Genomic DNA, 19,622 nt, shown 5'->3' with positions numbered 1-19,622 from the left:
CCGACGAAAGGACCGGGGCGCCACTGCCGAGGCTGCCGTAGACTCCCCTCAGCGACTGCGAACGCCTGCCCGAAGCGGTAGTCCACAGAAGAGGGAAGCGCACAGTCCCGGAGGTAACCGTTATTTTCGTCTGCCGCAACATCCTGCGCCCCGACCCGAACGGAGCGCGCCCCGCCAGCCCGGAGGCCCGGCCGTGAGCCGCGCCTGGTGGCTGCTGATCGCCCTGCTCGGCGCCTCGCTGGTGCCGCTGGTGCTGGGCGGCCGGCCGATGCTCGAGCAACTGGCGAGCTTCCCGCTGGACAACCTGCTGCTGTTGCTCGGCATGATCCTGCTGTGCTGGCTGATCAACGCCCAGAAGCTGCGCGTGCTGCTGGCCGGCCGCGCCGGGCCGCTGAGCCAGCGGCAGTCGATCGGCATCATCATGGCCTCGGAGTTCGCCTTCTACGCCACCCCCGGCGGCAGCGGCGCGCCGCTGACGCTGATGGCCCTGCTGGCCCGCCGCGGCCTGCGCCCGGCGCAGAGCAGCGCGATCTTCGCCGTCGACCAGTTGAGCGACCTGCTGTTCTTCCTCAGCGCGCTGCTGGTGGTGCTGTGCTACACGCTGTCCCACAGCCTGAGCCCGAACCTGGAATCCTCGCTGCTGGTCAGCGCCGTGCTGCTGGGCGGCATCCTGTTCGGCGTGGTGCTGCTGGCGCGCTTCCAGCGCCGGGTGATCCGCGCCAACGGCCGCCTGCTGGCGCGCCTGGGCGTCAAGCCGCGGCGGCGCCTGCACTGGGCGCGCAAGCTGCTGCACTTCCGCGACAGCATCGCCACCAGCCTCAAACAGCCGCGCCGGCGCCTGGCGCTGGTGTTCCTGCTCACCAGCAGCCACTGGCTGCTGCGCTTCTCGGTGCTCTACCTGATCCTCCAGGCCATGGGCGTGGAGCTGCATTGGGCCTGGACCTTCCTGATCCAGCTGCTGTCCCTGGCCGCCGGCCTGGCCACCCTGCTGCCGGGCGGCGCCGGCGGCACCGAGCTGACCTCGCTGGCGATGCTCAGCCCGCTGGTGGGCAAGCCGACCGCGGCGGCGGCCATCCTGGTCTGGCGGGTGGTGACCTACTACTTCTACCTGGTGGCGGGCGCGCCGGTGTTCGCCATCATGGCCGGACGCCCGCTGCTGCGCCGCCTGATCGGCTTGCGCAACCGCGACGCCTAGAAACTCCGTGCCTCACGACAACTGTAGGAGCGGGCCCTGCCCGCGATTTCGCGCGCAGGGCGCGCTCCTACAGGGGAATGGCGCGGGTGGGGCAGTGCAGGAGCGGATCTCATCCGCGAATCGCGCCGGAACCTCCAGCTATCGCGGACAAGTCCGCTCCTACACCTTCCGGCAAACCCGTCGCCATGGTCCGATGGGTTTCGCAAGCTCAACCCATCCTACGAAAAGCACCTCGGCGCAGTCCTACCGTACGGACAGGCACAGCTTCTCGTAGGAGCGGACTCCGTCCGCGATGGCCGAACATCCACACCACGCTCCCTTTACGGCACCAACACCGCCGCGCCCTGGAAACGCCCGTGGCGCAGATCGTCCAGGGCCTGGTTGGCCTGCTCCAGCGGGTACCGCTGCACCTCGGTACGCACCCTGGCCCGGGCGGCGACGGGGAAGAACTCCAGGCCGTCGCGGCGGGTCAGGTTGGCTACTGAAACCAGCTCGCGTTCGCCCCACAGGATCGAGTAGGGGAAGCTCGGGATGTCGCTCATGTGGATGCCGGCACAGACCACCCGGCCGCCCTTGCGCACGGCGCGCAACGCGGCGGGCACCAGTTCGCCGGCCGGGGCGTAGATGATCGCCGCGTCCAGCGGCTGCGGCGGCGCCTGGTCGGATGGGCCGGCCCAGACGGCGCCCAATGAGCGGGCAAAAGCCTCGGCGGCGTGGTCGCCGGGACGGCTGAAGGCGTAGACCTCGCGCCCCTGCCAGCGCGCCACCTGCAGCACGATGTGCGCCGCCGCGCCGAAGCCGTAGAGGCCCAGGCGCCGGCCGTCGCCGGCCTTGACCAGCGAGCGCCAGCCGATCAGCCCGGCGCAGAGCAGCGGCGCCAGCTCGGCATCGTCGCCCGCCTCGCCCAGGGCGAAGGTGAAACGCGCATCTGCCACCACGTACTCGGCATAGCCTCCCGGCCGGGTGTAGCCGGTGAACTGCGGCGCGTCGCAGAGGTTTTCCTGGTCGCGGGTACAGGGCGGACAGTGACCGCAGGTATGCCCCAGCCAGGGCACGCCGACCCGCTGGCCCAGAGCGAAACCCTCGACGCCCGCGCCCAGGGCATCGACGTAGCCGACGATCTCGTGCCCGGGGATCACCGGCAGGGGCACCGCCGGCAGTTCGCCATCGACCACGTGCAGGTCGGTACGGCACACCCCGCAGGCCGCCACGCGCACGCGCAGCTCACCTGGGCCGGGTTGCGGCACGGGCAGCTCGCGCAATCGCAGCGGCTGGCCCACCTGTTCGAGCAGCATGGCGCGCATGGGTCACCTCCACACGGGCGAATCGGCTAGGGTTTCTTCGGCGGCGCCTCGGGGCGCCCCCTTTCGTCCTGCACTTCGCGCCAGAGTTCGGCGGCGCCGGGGAACTCGGTGCCGTCCTCCTCGCTCAGCGCATCGATGTCGTAGCGGCTGGTACAGCCCTCGCCCAGGGTGGGCGGCGGGGTGGCTGTGCCGGGGGCTTTCTCGTCGGACATGGCCGGGCTCTCCTGCTTCGCGGGTTCGCCCGGCCAATGCGGCTCAGGGCCTGTTTACGATCTCGCGAGCTAGAGCAGAACAAGGCAAAAACAGGCGAGAGAGCGCAGTTTAGTCCGCTAAATGAGCATCGCTCGCCTGTTTTTAACGCAGTTATGCCGACGCGCAGCAGATCGTGGACAGGTCCTCAGTCGAACACCACTGTCTTGTTATCGTGCACCAGCACGCGGTCTTCCAGGTGATAGCGCAAACCGCGCGCCAGCACCATCTTTTCCACGTCCTTGCCCAGGCGCACCATCTCCTCGACGTTGTCGCGATGGCTCACGCGCACCACGTCCTGCTCGATGATCGGGCCGGCGTCCAGTTCCTCGGTGACATAGTGGCAGGTCGCGCCGATCAGCTTCACGCCGCGCAGCGACGCCTGGTGATAGGGCTTGGCGCCGATGAACGAGGGCAGGAAGCTGTGGTGGATGTTGATCACCTGGTGGCGGTACTTCTGGCACAGGTCCGGCGGCAGGATCTGCATGTAGCGCGCCAGCACCACGTTGTCGGCCTGGTGCTCGTCGATCAGCCGCGACACCTCGTCGAAGGCCGGCTGCTTGTTCTTCGCATCCACCGGCACGTGGAAGTACGGGATGCCGTGCCATTCGACCATGCTGCGCAGGTCGTCGTGGTTGGCGATCACGCAGGGGATCTCGCAGTCCAGCTCGCCGCTGTGCCAGCGGTGCAGCAGGTCGGCCAGGCAGTGCGACTCGCGGCTGGCCATCAGCACCACGCGCTTCTTCACCGCCGAGTCGGTGATGCGCCAGACCATGTTGAACTCGCGGGCGATGGGGGCGAAGGCCTGGCGGAACCCGTCGAGGTCGAACGGCAGGGAGTCGGCGCGAATCTCGTGCCGCATGAAGAACCAGCCGTTGTCGTTGTCGGAGTGGTGACTGGCCTCGGTGATCCAGCCGTTGTAAGTGGCCAGGAAATTACTCACCTTGGCGACGATGCCGACCCCGTCGGGACAGGCGATCACCAGTCGGAAAGTGCGCATGGGTGTAGCTCCAGATACTTCGCGAAGGCCGCTATTCTAGCGGCTGCCCGGGAAAACCGCGACCGCCGGCAAGGGACATTCGGACAGGTCCTGATTTAAGTGCGCGGACAATGCGTCTATCGAAGCAAGTTAAATATTACGTTAAGTAGCCAGAAAACTTTATCCAATGGTTTACTCGAACAAATCGGCTGACTATTATTGGGAATACTAATATTCCAGCAACGCTTGACCTCAAGACAAGGTACGCCGACATGTCACTGATCAATGAGTACCGCGCCACCGAAGAAGCCATCAAGGAACTTCAAGAGCGCCTCAAGTCCCTGGAGAAGGACGACAAGCTGAAGAAGGAACTGGAGTTCGAAGAGAAACTCCGCACGCTCATGGGCGGCTATGGCAAGTCCCTGCGTGACATCCTCGCGCTGCTCGATCCGGACGCCAAACTGAGCAAGGCCCCGCGTGCCGCCAAGGCCACCGGCAGCAAGCGCGCGCGCAAGGTCAAGCAATACAAGAACCCGCATAACGGCGAAGTCATCGAAACCAAGGGCGGCAACCACAAGACGCTCAAGGAATGGAAGGCCAAGTGGGGCGCCGACACCGTCGAGAGCTGGGCCACCCTGCTGGGTTAAGCCCCGCGCCACGCGAAAACGCCAGCTTCGGCTGGCGTTTTTTATTGCTCGCGAAGAACTCGCCGAACACTAAAGGCAATAACGCTGACGCAAGACAGCGGCATATGCCTGCCATTCCTGCAGCAATGCCCTACCCTGCAGCCCAGTATTTTCGAGCTGTTCGGCCAGAGTCACTTCGAAGTTCGCCAGGGTATTGGGCGCACCGTACTCGTCGAGCATCAGCCGGCAACGGCAGAACTCCCGCCATTGTTCCTGCTCGGCCGTAGACAAAGTTTCCGGAAAATTCCGCGCGCGATAACGGAACAGAAGTTCCACCAGGCGCGGATCGTCGAATGGCCATTGTTCTCGTCCCAGGCGCACCGGGTCCGCCTGGCGTACCTGTTCGCAGAGCCGCCGGTCACGGTCGCCGATAAACCCGTCATATAGCTGCTGTTCCGGATCCTCGACGCCGGGGAAGTTCTCTTGTTCATATATCGCGGCCAGCTTGTCCTGCCACTGCGGCTTGCCTTCGACCAGCACCTGCGCACGCGCCTGCCAGGCCGCCAGGTCGATGCCCAGGCGCGCCTGGTCCTGCTCGCGCAGCACCGCCAGCGGCGCCAGCACCGGGCAGCGGTTGACGTGCACCAGCTTCAGCGGCACCGGCAGATCGCCCTCGCCGAGTTCCTCGCGGCGGGTGTACAGGCGCTGGCGCAGGGTCTCGGCATCCAGTTCCAGCAACGGCGCCGGGTCCAGCCCCAGGTCGCAGACGATCAGGGCGTTGCGGTTGCGCGGGTGCCAGGCCAGCGGCAGCACCAGCGACAGGAAGCTGCGCGCCGCCGAGAAACGCCCGGACACGTGCACCAGCGGCTTGAGCAGTTGCACCTGGTCGAGCACCGCGTGCTTGCCGCGCAGGCGGTAGAGGAAGTCGTAGAGCTTGGGCTGACGCTGGCGGAGCAGCCGGGCCATGGCGATGGTCGCGCGCACGTCGGACAGGGCGTCGTGGGCCTGGCCGTGCTCCAGGCCGTTGGCCTCGGTCAGGCGCTCCAGCTTCAGGGTGACCACGCCTTCGTCGTTGAGCGGCCACTGGATGCCTTCCGGGCGCAGCGCGTAGGCGGTGCGCACCAGGTCGATGAGGTCCCAGCGGCTGTTGCCACCTTGCCATTCGCGGGCGTAGGGGTCGAAGAAGTTGCGGTAGAGGCTGTAGCGCGTGACTTCGTCGTCGAAGCGCAGGGTGTTGTAGCCGGCAACGCAGGTGCCCGGGCGCGACAGCTCGGCGTGCAGGCGGGTCATGAACTCGGCTTCGCCCAGGCCCTGTTCTTCCAGGCGCCGCGGGGTGATGCCGGTGATCAGACAGGCCGCCGGGTGCGGCAGGATGTCGTCGCTGGGGCGGCAATAGAAGTTCAGCGGCGCCTCGATCTCGTTGAGCGCCTCGTCGGTGCGGATGCCGGCGACCTGCAGCGGGCGGTCGCGGCGCGGGTCGATGCCGGTGGTCTCGTAGTCGTACCAGAAGATGCTGGCGGTCATGACGCTCTCCCTTGGCCTGGCCGGGCAGTCTACCATCCCCCCGCGGGCTGCCCGGAACCTCGGTATGGGTTATGGTGTAGGCGCGGTTTCTTTCACATCACCAGGGATTGGCTCATATGAACCAGGAATTCGAACAGAACCCCTACGCGACACCGGCCAGCCAGCTGCAGCAGAACCCCACGGGCGCGGGTGCGCCCAGCATCGAGGAAGCCCTCGCCCGCGGCTACGACTTCCGCATCGGCGACGTGCTGGGCGAAGCCTGGCACAAGGTCAAGGGCATGAAGGGCACGCTGGTGGTCGCGGCGATCATCTACGGCGTGGCGGTCAACCTGCTGAGCTTCGTCATCGCCTTCGTCCTCGGCCTGCTGGGCCTGATCCACGACTCCGAACCCGGCGCGCTGCAAATCATCGTCAGCGTCCTCGCCAGCGCGCTCTGCTACCCGCTGCTGGCCGGGCTGAACATGATCGGCATCCGCCGCGCCGCCGACCAGCCGGCGACCATCAACGAGCTGTTCGCCTACTTCGGCCTGTTCGTCCCGCTGCTCATCACCGGCCTTGCGATCACCGTGCTGACCTACCTGGGCCTGTTCCTGCTGGTGCTGCCGGGCATCTACCTGGGCGTCTCCTACGCCCTGGCCATCCCGCTGGTGGTGGAGCGCGGCCTGTCGCCCTGGCAGGCCATGGAGGCCTCGCGCAAGGCCGTCGGCCAGCACTGGTTCAAGGTCTTCGGCCTGTTCCTGGCGCTCGGCCTGATCATGCTGCTCAGCGCCATCCCGCTGCTGATCGGCCTGGTCTGGACGCTGCCGCTGGCCTTCATCGCCATCGGCGTGCTCTACCGCACCATCTTCGGCGTCTTGCCGCCGGCCAACTGAGAAACAGCCCGGAATTGCCCGCCGCCCTGGTTGCCTAGCCGGGCGGCGCTGGCTAGCATCGGACTTTCCCTCTAGCGACTGCCAACGCCCTTGATCGCCGCCGCGCCACCACGCCCCGCCAGCCCGCCGCTGGACACCCGCTACCAGGTGGAAACCCCGGAAGGCATCGACCTGCTCCTGCGCCCGGCCGGGCCGGTGGCCCGCGCCCTGGCCTACCTGATCGACCTGGGCATCCGCGTGCTGCTGATGCTGGTCATGTACATCCTGCTGGCCTTCCTCGGCCAACTGGGCACCGGCCTGGGGCTGCTGCTCACCTTCCTCGTCACCTGGTGGTACATGGTCCTGTTCGAAGTGCTCAACCAGGGGCGTTCGCCCGGCAAGCAGGTCATGGGCCTGCGCGTGGTCCACGACGACGGCACGCCGGTCGGCTGGTCCGCCTCGCTGCTGCGCAACCTGCTGCGCTTCGCCGACATCCTGCCCTTCGGCTACACCCTGGGCCTGCTGGCCTGCCTGTCCAACCCGGCGTTCAAGCGCCTGGGCGACCTGGCCGCCGGCACCCTGGTGATCTACCGCGACCCGCCGCCGAGCCGGCCGCAGATTCCCCAGGTGCCGCCGCTGCTGCCGCCGTGCCCGCTGAGCCTGGCCGAGCAGCGCGCCGTCACCGACTTCAGCGAACGCGCCGCGGGCCTGTCGGCGGCGCGCCGCGAGGAACTGGCGGGGATTCTCGCCGAGCCCCTGGGCGTGCCCGCGGAACAGGCCGAGACGCGCCTGGCCGGCATCGCCAGCGGCCTGCTCGGCGGAGGCCTGGCGCCATGAAGCAGAGCCTGTTCGAGCAGCGCCACCGCAACGACTGGAAGCGCTTCGCCAAGCGCCTGGAGCAGCTGGAGAGCGGCAAGCGCGAGGAATCCACCCGCGACGGCGACTTCGCCAGCGACTACCGCAGCCTCTGCCAGCAACTGGCCCTGGCCCAGGACCGCGGCTACAGCAGCCACCTGATCGACCACCTGCAGCAGTTGGCCATGCGCGGCCACCAGCAGTTCTACCGCCACCGCAGCCACCTCGGCTCGCGCCTGATCGGCTTCCTGCTGGCCGGCTTCCCGCGGCTGGTGCGCGAGCAGTGGCGCGCCATCGCCGTCGCCAGCCTGCTGTTCTACGGCACCCTGCTGCTCATGGGCGTGCTGGTGTACTGCTTCCCCGACCTGGTCTACAGCGTGCTCAGCGCCGAACGGGTGGCGGAGATGGAAAGCATGTACGCCCCCGACGCCGCGCGCCTGGGCCCGCTGGGCGAGCGCGGCGCCGGGGACAACTGGCAGATGTTCGCCTTCTACGTGATGAACAACATCGGCATCGCCTTCCAGACCTTCGCCAGCGGCCTGCTGTTCGGCCTTGGCAGCCTGTTCTTCCTGTTCTTCAACGGCCTGATGATTGGCGCGGTGGCCGGCCACCTGACGCAGATCGGCTACGTGCAGACCTTCTGGTCCTTCGTCATCGGCCACGGCGCCTTCGAGCTGACCGCCGTCACCTTCGCCGGCGCCGCCGGGCTCAAGCTCGGCTGGGCGCTGCTCGCCCCGGGGCGCCTGAGCCGCGGCGAAGCGTTGCGCCGGGCCGCGGCCAAGGCCATCCAACTGGTCGCCGGGGTGATCCTGCTGCTGCTCGTCGCCGCCTTCGTCGAGGGCTACTGGTCCTCGCTCACGCGCTTCCCGGCCACGGTCAAGTACGGCGTCGGCGCCGCGCTCTGGCTGCTGGTCGGCAGCTACTTCCTGTTCGCCGGACGCCAGCGCCATGCGCCTGACTGACGCCAGCGTGGCGATCCGCCCGCGCAGCGCCTGGGAGGCGCTGGACCTGGGCGTGCTCCTGGCGCGGCGGCATGCCGGGCTGCTGATGGCCAGTTGGGCGCTGGTCACGCTGCCGGTGTTCGCCGTGCTCAGCCTGTTGCTGTGGGACTACTCCAGCCTGGCCATCCTGATCTTCTGGTGGCTGAAGCCGGCCTTCGAGCGCCTGCCGCTGTACATCCTCTCCCGCGCCCTGTTCGCCGACACCCCGACGCTGCGCGAGGCCCTGCGCGCCTTCCCCGGCCTGCTGCGGCGCCAGCTGCTGCCCAGCCTGCTGTGGCGGCGCTTCAGCCCGACGCGCAGCTTCGACCTGCCGGTGCTGCAACTGGAGGGCCTGGCCGGCCAGGCGCGCAGCCAGCGCCTGGTGGTGCTGGGCCAGCGCAACGCCGGCGGCGCCACCTGGCTGACGGTGGTCGGCATGCACTTCGAGCTGGCCCTGTACCTGGGGCTGATGGCGCTGCTCTACCTGATGCTGCCGCAGCAATGGCTGTCGGACTGGAAATGGCAGGCCCTGCTGGACGCCCTGCAGGGCGACTGGCAATGGCTGGAGCACCTGTCCAACCTGCTCTACGCCTTGGTCCTGGTGGTCTGGGAGCCGGTCTACGTGGCCTGCGGCTTCACCCTCTACCTCAACCGCCGCACCGAGCTGGAGGCCTGGGACATCGAACTGGTGTTCCGCCGCCTGCGCCAGCGCCTGGTCGGCAGCGCCTACGCCCTGCTGCTGGTGTGCGCCGGCGCCCTGGCGATGCTGCCCGGCAGCGCGCCCTGGGCCGCGGAAAGCGCCACCAGCTGCCCGCTGCCCAACCAGGACCCGAACGGCCCCGAGGCCGCGCGCCTGCTGCACCAGAAGCTGACCAGCGAGCAGTCGCGCCAGGCCGTCGACGCCCTGCTCGACGCCCCGCCCTTCCGCAACAGCGAGACGGTCACCCGCTGGCGCCTGGGCGAGCCGCCCAAGGAGAAGGCCGGCAAGGGCAGCGAGGACGACCTCAAGGCCTTCTTCGACGCCCTGGCCCACTGGCGGCCGCTGGGCCTGATCCTGCAGTCGCTGCAGACGCTGCTGTGGGCCGCGCTGATCGCCGCCGTGGTCCTGCTGCTGTGGCGCTACCGCGAATGGCTGCGCCTGTTCGCCTCCCGCCTGGGCCTGCCGCAGAAGGCCCCGCGCGAGGCGCCGGCGGTGCTGTTCGGCCTGGAACTGGCGCCGGAAAGCCTGCCCGAGGACGTCGCCAGCGCCGCCGAGCGGCTCTGGGACGAGCAGCCCCGCGCGGCCCTGGGCCTGCTCTACCGCGCCCTGCTCAGCCGCCTGCTGCACGACTACCGGGTGCCGCTGCGCGATTCCAGCACCGAAGGCGAAGTGCTGGGCCAGGTTGAAGGCCTGCAGCGGCCCGAACTGGACAGCTACGCGCGGGAGCTGACCGGCCACTGGCAGGCCCTCGCCTACGGCCACCGCCCGCCGCCCGGCGAACTGCGCCAGGCGCTGTGCGACGGCTGGCGCCGGCTGTTCGGCCCGGGAGCGCCGGCATGAGCCGCTCCACCCGCTGGCTGCTCGGCGTGCTGGTGCTGCTGGTCGGCGCCGCCGTGGCCTGGTACCTGTACCAGAACCTGCGGCCCTACCCGGAGAAGATCGAGCACGGCCCCTCCCCCGAGGTGCGGGCCAACCCCTACCTGGCCGCCGAACGCTTCCTCCGCGGCCGCGGCCTGCGGGTCGACAGCGCCAAGGGCCTGGAAGTGCTCGACAACCTGCCCAGCCAGGGCCACACCCTGATCCTGCTGGGCGGCCGCGAGAACGTCACCCCCGCGCAGAACCGCGCCCTGCTCGACTGGGCGCGCCGCGGCGGCCACCTGATCGTCACCGCCGAGCGCCTGTGGGACGAGAAGGACGGTAAGAGCGGCGACCTGCTGCTCGACCCGCTGGGCATCCAGCAATACCTGACCGAGGACCTGGACAAGGGCGCCAGCGCCGACAAGCCCGAAGCCGATGGCGAGGCCGCGCCGCCGGCCAAGGTGCCGCCGCCCAAGGGCGTCGAGCAGCCAGCGTCCCCCACGGCGGACCCGGCCAAGGCCGAGGAAGAAGAGGACGCGGACGCCTACCCGGACCTGACCAAGCTCTACCTGGAGAACGAGCAGGCCCCGGCCTACATCGGCTTCGACACCGAGTACCACCTCTACGACTCGAAGAACCTCGCCTACGCCTGGGCCAACAGCCACGACGCCACCCACCTGCTGCAACTGCAGCTGGGCGACGGCCTGGTCACGGTGCTGACCGACAACTGGATCTGGCAGACCGCCAACCTCGACGCCTACGACAACGCCTGGCTGCTCTGGTACCTGACCCAGGACAGCGCCGTGACCCTGGTCTACCGCGCCGACGGCGACAGCCTGCTCAACCTGCTGCTGCGCAACTACCCGCAGGCGCTCGTCGCCCTCGCCCTGCTGCTGGCGCTGCTGCTGTGGCGCGCCGGCCAGCGCCAGGGCCCGCTGCAACCGGTGCCCAGCCGCGCCCGCCGGCAACTGGTGGAACACCTGCGCGCCGGCGCCGACTTCCTGCTCCGCCAGCGCGGCCACGTGGCCCTGGTGCAAGGCCTGCAGCGCGACGTGCTGCGCCGCGCGCGGCAGCGCCAGCCGGGCTTCGAACGCCTGCCGATCGCCGAACAGTGGCAACTGCTCGGGCGCATGACGCGCCTGCCGGTCAGCGCCATCAGCCAGGCCATGCGGCCCTACCCGGCGCCCCGCATGAGCGCCGCCGAATTCACCCGCCAGGTCGCCCACCTGCAAAGCCTCAGGAATGCCCTATGAGCGAACAGACGCCCGAACCCAGCGCCACCCCGTCCGCCAACCCGGCGGCCCAGCGCCAGCGCGCCAGCCAGCTGGCCCAGGCCCTGCGCCACGAACTGCAGAAGGCCCTGATCGGCCAGGTCGGGGTGATCGACGACGTGCTCACCGCCCTGCTCGCCGGCGGCCACATCCTGGTCGAGGGCGTGCCGGGGCTGGGCAAGACCCTCCTGGTGCGCGCCCTGGCCCGTTGCTTCGACGGCGCCTTCGCGCGCATCCAGTTCACCCCCGACCTGATGCCCAGCGACGTCACCGGCCACGCCGTGTACGACCTGGCCAGCGAGCAGTTCAAGCTGCGCAAGGGCCCGGCCTTCACCAACCTGCTGCTGGCCGACGAGATCAACCGCGCCCCGGCCAAGACCCAGGCGGCGCTGCTGGAAGTGATGCAGGAACGCCAGGTCACCCTGGAGGGCCGCGCCCTGCCGGTGCCGCAGCCGTTCATGGTGCTGGCCACGCAGAACCCCATCGAGCAGGAAGGCACCTACCCGCTGCCCGAGGCCGAGCTGGACCGCTTCATGCTCAAGCTGCGCATGGACTACCCGCAGGAGGCCGAGGAGCAGACCCTGGTGCGCCAGGTGACGCGCTCGGCGCGCAGCGACATGCTCGACGTGGCGCCGCTGCGCCCGCTGCTCAAGGACAAGGACGTGCTGGCGCTGCAGAAGATCGCCGCCGACCTGGCCATCGACGACCAGGTGCTCGACTACGCCGTGCGCATCGCCCGCACCACCCGCAGCTGGCCGGGCCTGGCCCTGGGCGCCGGGCCCCGCGCGTCCATCGCCCTGGTGCGCTGCGCCCGCGCCCGCGCGCTGCTGCGCGGCGGCGACTTCGTGATTCCGGACGACGTGAAAGGCTGCGCCCTGGCCGTGCTGCGCCACCGCGTGCGGCTGTCGCCGGAGCTGGACATCGAAGGCCTGTCGGTGGACCAGGTGCTGCAACAGTTGCTCGACCAGGTACCGGCGCCGCGCCTATGAAGCCATCGCGCGTCCTGCTCGCGCTGCTCGCCGCGCTGGCCCTGGCCGCCATCGGCCTGGGCAGCGCCACGGCCCTGGGCAGCCCGGCGCCGGCCTGGCTGCAACAGCTGTGGTGGGTCCTGCTGCTGGCCCTGCTCGGCCTGGCCCTGGGCGACGCCCTGTGGCTGCGCCGCCTGCCCAGCCCGCGCCTGCAGCGCCAGCTGGCCGGCAACCTGCCGCTGGGGCGCTGGAGCGAGGTGCGCCTGCAACTGCAGCACGGCTTCGGCCAGCGCCTGCGGGTGACGCTGTTCGACCACCTGCCCTCGGGCATGGACTTCGAGCACCTGCCCCTGGCCGCGGAACTGCACCCGGGCGAGACCACCCAGCTCGGCTACCGCGTGCGGCCGCTGCAGCGCGGCCACTTCGTCTTCCCCCGCTGCGAGCTGGAACTGCCCAGCCCGCTGCGCCTGTGGCGCGGCCGGCGCTTCCTCGAAGTACGCGACGAAACCCGCGTCTACCCCGACTTCGCGCGTATCTACGGCGCCGAGCTGATGGCCGTGGACCACTGGCTCAGCCGCATCGGCGTGCGCCCCGGCCAGCGCCGCGGCCTGGGCCTGGAATTCCACCAGCTGCGCGAATTCCGCGACGGCGACACCCTGCGCCAGATCGACTGGAAGGCCACCGCGCGCAAACGCACGCCCATCGCCCGCGAGTACCAGGACGAACGCGACCAGCAGATCCTCTTCCTGCTCGACTGCGGCCGCCACATGCGCAGCAAGGACGGCGACCTCTCGCACTTCGACCACGCCCTCAATGCCAGCCTGCTGCTGGCCTACGTGGCCCTGCGCCAGGGCGACGCCGTGGGCCTGCAGACCTTCGCCGGCGAGCGGCCGCGCCACCTGCCGCCGGCCAAGGGCAATGCCCAGCTGGGCGCGCTGCTCAACGCCGTCTACGACCTGGACAGCAGCCAGCGCCCGGCGGACTACGCGGCCGCCGTGCAGGCCCTGCTCACGCGCCAACGCCGCCGCGCCCTGGTGGTGCTGGTGACCAACCTGCGCGACGAGGACGACGAGGAACTGCTGGGCGCGGTGCGCCGCCTCGGCCGCCAGCACCGCGTGCTGGTCGCCAGCCTGCGCGAGGAAGTGCTCGACCAGTTGCGGCAGACGCCGGTGCAGGGCTACGACGAAGCGCTGACCTATTGCGGCGCCCTGGACTACCTGAACGCCCGAGCCGGCCTGCACGAAAAGCTGCTGGCCAATGGCGTGCCGGTGCTGGACGCCAGACCCAGCCAACTGGGTCCGGAACTGGTCAGCCGCTACCTGGGCTGGAAGCGCGCCGGGGCGCTGTGACGGGCGCCTTGCATTGCGCGTAGGGCTCCGGCCCCGCCGGACGTCCCGGTGGCACGGCCGACGGTGGCGATGGGTATCGCTTCGCTCAACACCATCCTACGACGGCGTTTCTCCCGCACTCGTAGGAGCGGACCTTGTCCGCGATAGCCTGGCGTATCGGCGCGATTCGCGGATGAGATCCGCTCCTACGGGTCGCCCCACACGCTACGCCCATGTAGGAGCGCGCCCTGCGCGCGAATCGCGGGCAGGGCCCGCTCCTACACGTATCATTCGCGTACCGCCGATGTTTCCCTTTCCTTCACTACCGCCCAGGTCGGTTCAGCGCATCCCGCGGCTCAGACCGACTCCACCTGGCGGCGAAAACTGAAATAACGGCGCAGCGCTTCGACCAGCTCGACGTACTCCGCCGGCGGCGCCACCAGGCTGAAGCCGGAGTCGAAGCTGCCCGGGGTGACGTCTTCGTGGCACCACTGGCAGGTGCCGCTGAAGTCGATGTGCTGGAGCTTGCCGTCCTGCCCGGGAATCTTCAGGCGCATGTCGAATCGCCCGCCCACCAGCATCGGCAGTTGGCTGATCAGCAGCATGCCGTCCAGCGATACGTTGCCCAGGTAGCCCATGGGCTTGTCGGTGATGCTATTGAACACCTTCAGGTAGTACGGCAGCTGATGGCGCTCTATGTGTCGTTGATGACGCATAATGGCTATTCGCTATGAGTTTTACCCAGTATGACGGCGCGACCGCCCTGCGGCCAGCACTAACGGCAACCTTCGGCCACCCGCTCGGCCAGCGAGCGACGAGCGGCATCGATCTGCTCGTCGCTATAGTAGAGGCGTTCACCCTTGGTATCTGTGGAGTAGTAGCGACCTCCGCGCTGCAATGTCGCCAACTGGTCGCGCAGGCGGTCGCACTCGGCGCCCGCCTTGGCCTGCTGCTCGGCGGCACGGCTGCGCGCCGCGGCCTGCTCCTCGCTGCGCGCCTGGTAGAACTGGCGGGTACGCTCCTCGCGCTCGCGCGTGGCGGCATCGCGCTCGACCACCTGCGGCCGGACCTCGACGCGCTGGGCGCCGGGCGGAGGGGTTTCGCTGAAATGCACCTTGCCCTGGGCATCGGTCCAGCGATAGATGTCGGCCGCTGCCAGCAAGGGGGCCAGGGCCATGCACAGGCACAGCAACGCACGCATCGCAACCTCCTCCTTGAAGGCAGCCTCTTGAGCTTAGCGAGCACCCGGGCCCGCTCAAGGCTGCAACGACCGGCGGTCAGGGACGCACCGGCAACGGTTGGGCGGCCTCGCCCGTCAGGCGCCCATTCTGGCGCAGCGTCTCCAGGCGCGCCTTGGCGCGGTAGGCATATTCGCTGCTCGGATAGCGGGCGATGATGAAGTCGTAGGTCTGCGCCGCGTCGACGTAGTACTTCTGGCGCTCCAGGCACAGGCCGCGGAGCATCGAGATCTCCGGCTGCAGCCAGGGCCGCGCGCGGCTCTTGCGCTCGCTGCGCGACAGGTCGAGCATCACCTGCTCGCAATCGCCGCGCGCGTAGGCGCGGTAGGCGTCGTCCAGGTTCTTGTTGGTCGACCAGCTGTTGCAGCCGGTAACACTCGCCGCCAGGGCCAGGATGCACAGGGTTCGCATGGGGCATATCCTCCGTTGGGAACTGTATCGGCGCGCCTTGGCCGCGCTGAAGGGCATCACTAGACTGCGCAGGGAACCCGCCCCGGCGCCAAGGAGATGCCATGCGCTTGCACCCCGCCCTGCCCCTCGCCGTCCTGCTGGGCCTGCTGGCCGCCTGCTCGCCGACCACCCCGCTGTTCGTCGCCCAGGTCACCACCGGCGAAGTCGCCGAGTACAAGAAGCTCAAGAGCGACCGCATGACCGCCGCGGTGGAGGAGGAAGGCGACCTGCTCACCTACAGCGCCCAGGCCATCCGCGACAACAAGAGCGCCGAGGCCGAGCGGCTCTACCTCAGCGGCTACGACAATAGCCGCTACAGCCCGGACGTGCGCGCCATCGCCCTGTACCAGATCGGCCTGATCTACATGAGCCGCTACAACGACCAGCGCGACGACGCCAAGGCCCTGGACTACTTCCAGCGCATCGACCGCGAGTTCCCCGGCACCGCCGCGGCCAGCCACGCCGACGCGCGCATCCTGATGATCCGCCAGCGCGCCAGGGAGCCGGTGCAGAAGAACGCCCGCGAGCTGCTGGCCACCTGGAAGCCGCAGCAGAACCTCGACCTGAACAAGACCAGCCTCGACCCGGACATGACCCTGCTGTCGCGCCGCGCGGTGCTCAAGGACCGCGTCGCCGAGGCCGAGCAACTGTACCTGCTGGCAGTCAACGACCCGGCCATCCCCGCCGACATCAAGCAGAAGGCGCTGTACCAGTTGGGCCTGATGTACATGGCACCCGACAACCCGCACCCCAGCCGCGCCAAGGCCATCGGCTACCTGCGCCACCTGCTGGTGGACTATCCCGACGGCGAGCTGGCGAACAAGGCCGCGCGCCACCTGGACCAGGCGCTGAACCAGGGCGGCGACTGACGCAGGTCAAGCCGGGCCGGCTACGCTTGCACTGCAATGGCAGTAGCCAAGCGAGGAGCCGACCATGAAACTGCAGCACCTGCTGGTGGTCATCGACCCCACCCGCGACGACCAGCCAGCCCTGACCCGCGCCCAGTGGATCGCCGAGCGCAGCGGCGCCGGCGTGACCCTGCTGGTGTGCGACTACAACCCGGCGCTGGACAACGGCCTGCTGATCCCGCAGCATGAGCTGGAGCGGGTGCGCATCCTGCAGCAGACCGAGCGCCTGGACTGGCTCGACAAGCTGGCCGCGCCGCTGCGCCAGGCCGCCATCGAGGTGCGCTGCCACACCCGCTGGGGCAAGCCGCTGTACCGCGAGATACTCGCCGCCGTGGCCGAGCACCAGCCCGACCTGGTGCTCAAGTCCAGCAGCCGCCACGGCCTGCTCAAGCGCCTGTTCCTGACCAACACCGACTGGCAGTTGATCCGCCATTGCGAGGTGCCGCTGTGGCTGGTCCACCACGGCACCTGGGAAGGGCGCAAGCTGTGCGCCGCCCTCGACCCGCTGCACGAGGGCGACAAGCCGGCGAAGCTGGACCGCCGGCTGATCGCCGCGGCGCTGGAGCTGAACCGCCGCCTGGGCCTGCACGCGAGCTACCTGCACGCCTACGTGGCGCTGCCGCAGACACTGGCCTTCGACGCCCAGCTGCTGGGCAGCTACGACGAACACCTGAAGGCCACCGAGGCGCACCACCGCCAGGCCCTGCACATGCTGATGGCCGCCCACCCGGCCATGGCCGCCGGCGACACCCACCTGCTGCAGGGCTTCCCCGAGGAGGTGATCCCCGAGTTCGTCCGCAACCAGGGCATCGACCTGTTGCTGATGGGCGCGGTGGCCCGTGGCCAGCTGGAGAGCGCGCTGATCGGCCACACCGCCGAGCGCGTGCTGGAAGAAGTCGAGTGCGACCTGCTGGTGCTCAAGCCGGCAGGCGAACCGTCATCGGAAAAGGGGTAAGATGGCCGCCGGGCCGGCCCGGCTCCCGCCGCCGGCCCGCACGCTCGTCTTCCAAGGAGTCCCGCATGTCCGTCCGCCGCACCAAGATAGTCGCCACCCTCGGCCCAGCCAGCCAGTCCCCCGAAGTCCTCGAGCAGCTGATCCTCGCCGGGATCGACGTCGCCCGCCTGAACTTCTCCCACGGCACCCCCGACGAGCACCGCGCCCGCGCCCAACTGGTGCGCGACCTGGCCGCCAAGCATGGCCGCTTCGTCGCCCTGCTCGGCGACTTGCAAGGGCCGAAGATCCGCATCGCCAAGTTCGCCAACAAGCGCATCGAACTGGCCGTGGGCGACAGCTTCCGCTTCTCCACCAGCCACCCGCGCGACGCCGGCACCCAGGAAGTCGTGGGCATCGACTACCCGGACCTGGTCAAGGACTGCGGCGTGGGCGACGAGCTGCTGCTGGACGACGGCCGCGTGGTCATGGTGGTGAAGCAGGTGAAGGCCGACGAACTGGTCTGCGAAGTGCTGATCGGCGGCCCGCTGTCCGACCACAAGGGCATCAACCGCCGCGGCGGCGGCCTGACCGCGCCGGCCCTGACCGACAAGGACAAGGCCGACATCAAGCTGGCCGCGAGCATGGACCTGGACTACGTCGCCGTGTCCTTCCCGCGTGACGCCAAGGACATGGAATACGCCCGCAGCCTGCTCCAGGAGGCCGGCGGCAAGGCCTGGCTGGTGGCCAAGATCGAGCGCGCCGAGGCGGTGGCCGACGACGAGGCGCTGGACGGCCTGATCCGCGCCAGCGACGCGGTGATGGTGGCCCGCGGCGACCTCGGCGTGGAAATCGGCGATGCCGAGCTGGTCGGCATCCAGAAGAAAATCATCCTGCACGCCCGCCGCTACAACAAGGCGGTGATCACCGCGACGCAGATGATGGAGTCGATGATCCACAACCCGATGCCGACCCGCGCGGAAGTCTCGGACGTGGCCAACGCCGTGCTCGACTACACCGACGCCGTGATGCTCTCGGCCGAGAGCGCCGCCGGCGAGTACCCGGTGGAAGCGGTCCAGGCCATGGCGCGCATCTGCCAGGGCGCGGAAAAGCACCCGACCACCAAGAAGTCCAGCCATCGCCTGGGCCAGACCTTCGAGCGCTGCGACGAAAGCATCGCCCTGGCGGCCATGTACACCGCCAACCATTTCCCGGGCATCAAGGCGATCATCTGCCTCACCGAGAGCGGCTACACCCCGCTGATCATGTCGCGCATCCGCTCCTCGGTGCCGATCTTCGCCTACTCCCCGCACCGCGAGACCCAGGCCCGAGTGGCGCTGTTCCGCGGCGTCGAGACCATCCCCTTCGACCCCGCCGCGCTGCCGCCGGAGCGCGTCAGCCAGGAAGCCGTGGACGCGCTGCTGCAACGCGGCGTGGTGACCAAGGGCGACTGGGTGATCCTGACCAAGGGCGACAGCTACACCACCCAGGGCGGCACCAACACCATGAAGGTGCTGCACGTGGGGGACCTGTTGGTCTGAGTGGGATGGTGAGTGATGGAGGCCGCCCTTTGGGCGGCCTTTGTTTTTTGGGGGTTTCGCCGGGGGTATCGCGGCGTTGGCTCGGCTCCGTTCCCTCTCCCCAGCCCTCTCCCTGAAGGGAGAGGGGGCCGTCCGTGCCAGTGGGAAATAATGGTTTTCGCCGGCAACACCGAAGTTGCCGGAAAGCACCGCGGTTACAGTTCGCGCCGAACCAGTCCCCTCTCCCTTCAGGGAGAGGGTTAGGGAGAGGGCCGCGGCCAAGCCACACGCCAAGGCCAACCGGCACACGCCCCCATCGCCACAACCGCATGGGTTTCGCAAACTCAACCCATCCTACGAAAGCACCTTGGCGCAGTCGGCAAGACCGTCCGCCTCCTACATTGCAGGCGAGCACAGCTTTTCGTAGGAGCGAGCTTGCTCGCGAACAGACTCCGCTGCGAGGCTCATTCGCGAGCAAGCTCGCTCCTACGAAGAGCACCTCGGTACAGCCTTATAGTTTTCTGGGTTCCCGCGAACGCGGGACGCGGCTCCATCGCGAACAGCGCTTGCGCTGGCCCGAAGGGGAATAACCCAATAGAACAACTACTCCTACGCACTGGTCAAAACCCGGCCAGCACCGCCCAAGCCTAACAACCACGCGCCCCCGACACATCCGCCCCAAGCTTATCCACAGGCCTTCCCACAGTTATTGTGGGCAAGCCCCGTGCGCTGATCGCACAACCCGCCCCACCGGCCGGCTGTAGGACAATCCCACCAAATCAGGCACTTACGCAGACCCTGGCCAACAGCGAAACGGACAATGGATCAAATACCGAACAACACCGCCCAACCCAGGCCCGGCGGGCGCCCGGGCAGTTGGCCCCAAG

The 19,622-nt window shown here is 68.9% G+C and carries 19 protein-coding genes; 12 read left to right on the top strand and 7 right to left on the bottom strand.

Translation table 11 applies throughout. The annotated features are described in order from the left end of the window. The first annotated feature begins 193 nt into the window (after nucleotides 1–193). Complete coding sequence (gene gpgF / locus M8R19_RS21250; RefSeq protein WP_043273284.1) at nucleotides 194–1,195, top strand: glucosaminyl phosphatidylglycerol flippase; 1,002 nt, start codon at nucleotides 194–196, stop codon at nucleotides 1,193–1,195. A gap of 320 nt (nucleotides 1,196–1,515) precedes the next feature. Here the strand turns inward: gpgF and M8R19_RS21245 are convergent, their stop codons facing one another. The 3 genes from M8R19_RS21245 to purU form a co-directional block, all read right to left on the bottom strand. Further along, the gene (locus M8R19_RS21245; RefSeq protein ID WP_074982277.1) at nucleotides 1,516–2,499 is read right to left on the bottom strand and encodes a zinc-dependent alcohol dehydrogenase family protein; all 984 of its coding nucleotides are present in this window, start codon (nucleotides 2,497–2,499) and stop codon (nucleotides 1,516–1,518) included. A gap of 26 nt (nucleotides 2,500–2,525) precedes the next feature. Beyond that, nucleotides 2,526–2,711 carry a hypothetical protein gene (locus tag M8R19_RS21240; RefSeq protein ID WP_074982275.1) on the bottom strand — a complete coding sequence of 62 codons (186 nt, stop codon included), beginning with the start codon at nucleotides 2,709–2,711 and terminating at the stop codon, nucleotides 2,526–2,528. Nucleotides 2,712–2,896: 185 nt separating this feature from the next. Beyond that, on the bottom strand, nucleotides 2,897–3,748 hold the full coding sequence (gene purU / locus M8R19_RS21235) for a formyltetrahydrofolate deformylase (protein ID WP_009615828.1): 852 nt from the start codon (nucleotides 3,746–3,748) through the stop codon (nucleotides 2,897–2,899). A gap of 251 nt (nucleotides 3,749–3,999) precedes the next feature. Here purU and mvaT point away from each other — a divergent pair, with 251 nt between their 5' ends. Further along, nucleotides 4,000–4,374, top strand: a complete 375-nt coding sequence (gene mvaT / locus M8R19_RS21230) for a histone-like nucleoid-structuring protein MvaT (RefSeq protein WP_074982273.1) — start codon at nucleotides 4,000–4,002, stop codon at nucleotides 4,372–4,374. A 69-nt stretch (nucleotides 4,375–4,443) separates the two neighbouring features. Here mvaT and sbcB read toward each other — a convergent pair whose 3' ends face one another. Beyond that, nucleotides 4,444–5,877, bottom strand: coding sequence for an exodeoxyribonuclease I (gene sbcB, locus M8R19_RS21225; RefSeq protein WP_249918817.1), 1,434 nt, complete (start codon nucleotides 5,875–5,877; stop codon nucleotides 4,444–4,446). Nucleotides 5,878–5,993: 116 nt separating this feature from the next. Between sbcB and M8R19_RS21220 the strand changes: the two genes are divergently transcribed. The 7 genes from M8R19_RS21220 to M8R19_RS21190 all read left to right on the top strand — a co-directional run bounded on the left by M8R19_RS21220 (nucleotide 5,994) and on the right by M8R19_RS21190 (nucleotide 13,709). Further along, complete coding sequence (locus M8R19_RS21220) at nucleotides 5,994–6,749, top strand: hypothetical protein (protein WP_249918816.1); 756 nt, start codon at nucleotides 5,994–5,996, stop codon at nucleotides 6,747–6,749. Nucleotides 6,750–6,839: 90 nt separating this feature from the next. Continuing rightward, on the top strand, nucleotides 6,840–7,565 hold the full coding sequence (locus tag M8R19_RS21215) for an RDD family protein (protein ID WP_249918815.1): 726 nt from the start codon (nucleotides 6,840–6,842) through the stop codon (nucleotides 7,563–7,565). Next, nucleotides 7,562–8,545, top strand: a complete 984-nt coding sequence (locus M8R19_RS21210) for a stage II sporulation protein M (protein ID WP_249918814.1) — start codon at nucleotides 7,562–7,564, stop codon at nucleotides 8,543–8,545. The genes M8R19_RS21215 and M8R19_RS21210 overlap by 4 nt, the downstream gene beginning before the upstream one ends. Beyond that, nucleotides 8,532–10,103, top strand: a complete 1,572-nt coding sequence (locus tag M8R19_RS21205) for a DUF4129 domain-containing protein (RefSeq protein ID WP_249918813.1) — start codon at nucleotides 8,532–8,534, stop codon at nucleotides 10,101–10,103. The genes M8R19_RS21210 and M8R19_RS21205 overlap by 14 nt, the downstream gene beginning before the upstream one ends. Then, nucleotides 10,100–11,374: a DUF4350 domain-containing protein gene (locus M8R19_RS21200; RefSeq protein WP_249918812.1), complete on the top strand. Its 1,275-nt coding sequence runs from the start codon at nucleotides 10,100–10,102 to the stop codon at nucleotides 11,372–11,374. The genes M8R19_RS21205 and M8R19_RS21200 overlap by 4 nt, the downstream gene beginning before the upstream one ends. Continuing rightward, nucleotides 11,371–12,381 (top strand): AAA family ATPase, encoded by a 1,011-nt coding sequence (locus tag M8R19_RS21195; RefSeq protein ID WP_009615810.1) that lies wholly within the window; start codon nucleotides 11,371–11,373, stop codon nucleotides 12,379–12,381. The genes M8R19_RS21200 and M8R19_RS21195 overlap by 4 nt, the downstream gene beginning before the upstream one ends. Further along, entirely contained in the window at nucleotides 12,378–13,709 is a 1,332-nt protein-coding gene (locus M8R19_RS21190; RefSeq protein WP_074982256.1) for a DUF58 domain-containing protein, read from the top strand. Before M8R19_RS21195 ends, M8R19_RS21190 begins: the two co-directional genes overlap by 4 nt. Before the next feature lie 335 nt (nucleotides 13,710–14,044). Here M8R19_RS21190 and M8R19_RS21185 read toward each other — a convergent pair whose 3' ends face one another. From M8R19_RS21185 to M8R19_RS21175, 3 genes are all read right to left on the bottom strand, one after another. After that, complete coding sequence (locus M8R19_RS21185) at nucleotides 14,045–14,404, bottom strand: PilZ domain-containing protein (RefSeq protein WP_009615807.1); 360 nt, start codon at nucleotides 14,402–14,404, stop codon at nucleotides 14,045–14,047. A gap of 59 nt (nucleotides 14,405–14,463) precedes the next feature. Beyond that, complete coding sequence (locus M8R19_RS21180) at nucleotides 14,464–14,889, bottom strand: DUF4124 domain-containing protein (RefSeq protein WP_009615806.1); 426 nt, start codon at nucleotides 14,887–14,889, stop codon at nucleotides 14,464–14,466. A 76-nt stretch (nucleotides 14,890–14,965) separates the two neighbouring features. Next, nucleotides 14,966–15,337 (bottom strand): tol-pal system YbgF family protein, encoded by a 372-nt coding sequence (locus M8R19_RS21175; protein ID WP_249918811.1) that lies wholly within the window; start codon nucleotides 15,335–15,337, stop codon nucleotides 14,966–14,968. A 101-nt stretch (nucleotides 15,338–15,438) separates the two neighbouring features. On the opposite strand from M8R19_RS21175, the gene M8R19_RS21170 reads away from it, so the two are divergent. The 3 genes from M8R19_RS21170 (at nucleotide 15,439) to pyk (ending at nucleotide 18,756) form a co-directional block, all read left to right on the top strand. Next, nucleotides 15,439–16,245 (top strand): tetratricopeptide repeat protein, encoded by an 807-nt coding sequence (locus M8R19_RS21170; protein ID WP_249918810.1) that lies wholly within the window; start codon nucleotides 15,439–15,441, stop codon nucleotides 16,243–16,245. Between the two features lie 64 nt (nucleotides 16,246–16,309). Continuing rightward, nucleotides 16,310–17,239: a universal stress protein gene (locus tag M8R19_RS21165; RefSeq protein ID WP_249918809.1), complete on the top strand. Its 930-nt coding sequence runs from the start codon at nucleotides 16,310–16,312 to the stop codon at nucleotides 17,237–17,239. 65 nt (nucleotides 17,240–17,304) lie between these two features. After that, nucleotides 17,305–18,756 (top strand): pyruvate kinase, encoded by a 1,452-nt coding sequence (gene pyk / locus M8R19_RS21160; protein ID WP_116425628.1) that lies wholly within the window; start codon nucleotides 17,305–17,307, stop codon nucleotides 18,754–18,756. Nucleotides 18,757–19,622 lie beyond the last annotated feature (866 nt).

Origin of the sequence: Pseudomonas sp. R3.Fl, assembly GCF_023516765.1 — a bacterium.
GTDB lineage: Bacteria > Pseudomonadota > Gammaproteobacteria > Pseudomonadales > Pseudomonadaceae > Pseudomonas > Pseudomonas citronellolis.
Note: the sequence above shows the minus strand (reverse complement) of the source record. Positions and strands in the feature narration are given on the sequence as shown.

Coding starts and splice junctions, on each gene's coding strand:
- M8R19_RS21245 (WP_074982277.1), bottom strand. CDS start 2,499: ATGCGCGCCATGCTGCTCGAACAGGTGGGCCAGCCGCTGCGATTGCGC.
- M8R19_RS21240 (WP_074982275.1), bottom strand. CDS start 2,711: ATGTCCGACGAGAAAGCCCCCGGCACAGCCACCCCGCCGCCCACCCTG.
- purU (WP_009615828.1), bottom strand. CDS start 3,748: ATGCGCACTTTCCGACTGGTGATCGCCTGTCCCGACGGGGTCGGCATC.
- mvaT (WP_074982273.1), top strand. CDS start 4,000: ATGTCACTGATCAATGAGTACCGCGCCACCGAAGAAGCCATCAAGGAA.
- sbcB (WP_249918817.1), bottom strand. CDS start 5,877: ATGACCGCCAGCATCTTCTGGTACGACTACGAGACCACCGGCATCGAC.
- M8R19_RS21220 (WP_249918816.1), top strand. CDS start 5,994: ATGAACCAGGAATTCGAACAGAACCCCTACGCGACACCGGCCAGCCAG.
- M8R19_RS21210 (WP_249918814.1), top strand. CDS start 7,562: ATGAAGCAGAGCCTGTTCGAGCAGCGCCACCGCAACGACTGGAAGCGC.
- M8R19_RS21205 (WP_249918813.1), top strand. CDS start 8,532: ATGCGCCTGACTGACGCCAGCGTGGCGATCCGCCCGCGCAGCGCCTGG.
- M8R19_RS21200 (WP_249918812.1), top strand. CDS start 10,100: ATGAGCCGCTCCACCCGCTGGCTGCTCGGCGTGCTGGTGCTGCTGGTC.
- M8R19_RS21195 (WP_009615810.1), top strand. CDS start 11,371: ATGAGCGAACAGACGCCCGAACCCAGCGCCACCCCGTCCGCCAACCCG.
- M8R19_RS21190 (WP_074982256.1), top strand. CDS start 12,378: ATGAAGCCATCGCGCGTCCTGCTCGCGCTGCTCGCCGCGCTGGCCCTG.
- M8R19_RS21185 (WP_009615807.1), bottom strand. CDS start 14,404: ATGCGTCATCAACGACACATAGAGCGCCATCAGCTGCCGTACTACCTG.
- M8R19_RS21180 (WP_009615806.1), bottom strand. CDS start 14,889: ATGCGTGCGTTGCTGTGCCTGTGCATGGCCCTGGCCCCCTTGCTGGCA.
- M8R19_RS21175 (WP_249918811.1), bottom strand. CDS start 15,337: ATGCGAACCCTGTGCATCCTGGCCCTGGCGGCGAGTGTTACCGGCTGC.
- M8R19_RS21170 (WP_249918810.1), top strand. CDS start 15,439: ATGCGCTTGCACCCCGCCCTGCCCCTCGCCGTCCTGCTGGGCCTGCTG.
- M8R19_RS21165 (WP_249918809.1), top strand. CDS start 16,310: ATGAAACTGCAGCACCTGCTGGTGGTCATCGACCCCACCCGCGACGAC.
- pyk (WP_116425628.1), top strand. CDS start 17,305: ATGTCCGTCCGCCGCACCAAGATAGTCGCCACCCTCGGCCCAGCCAGC.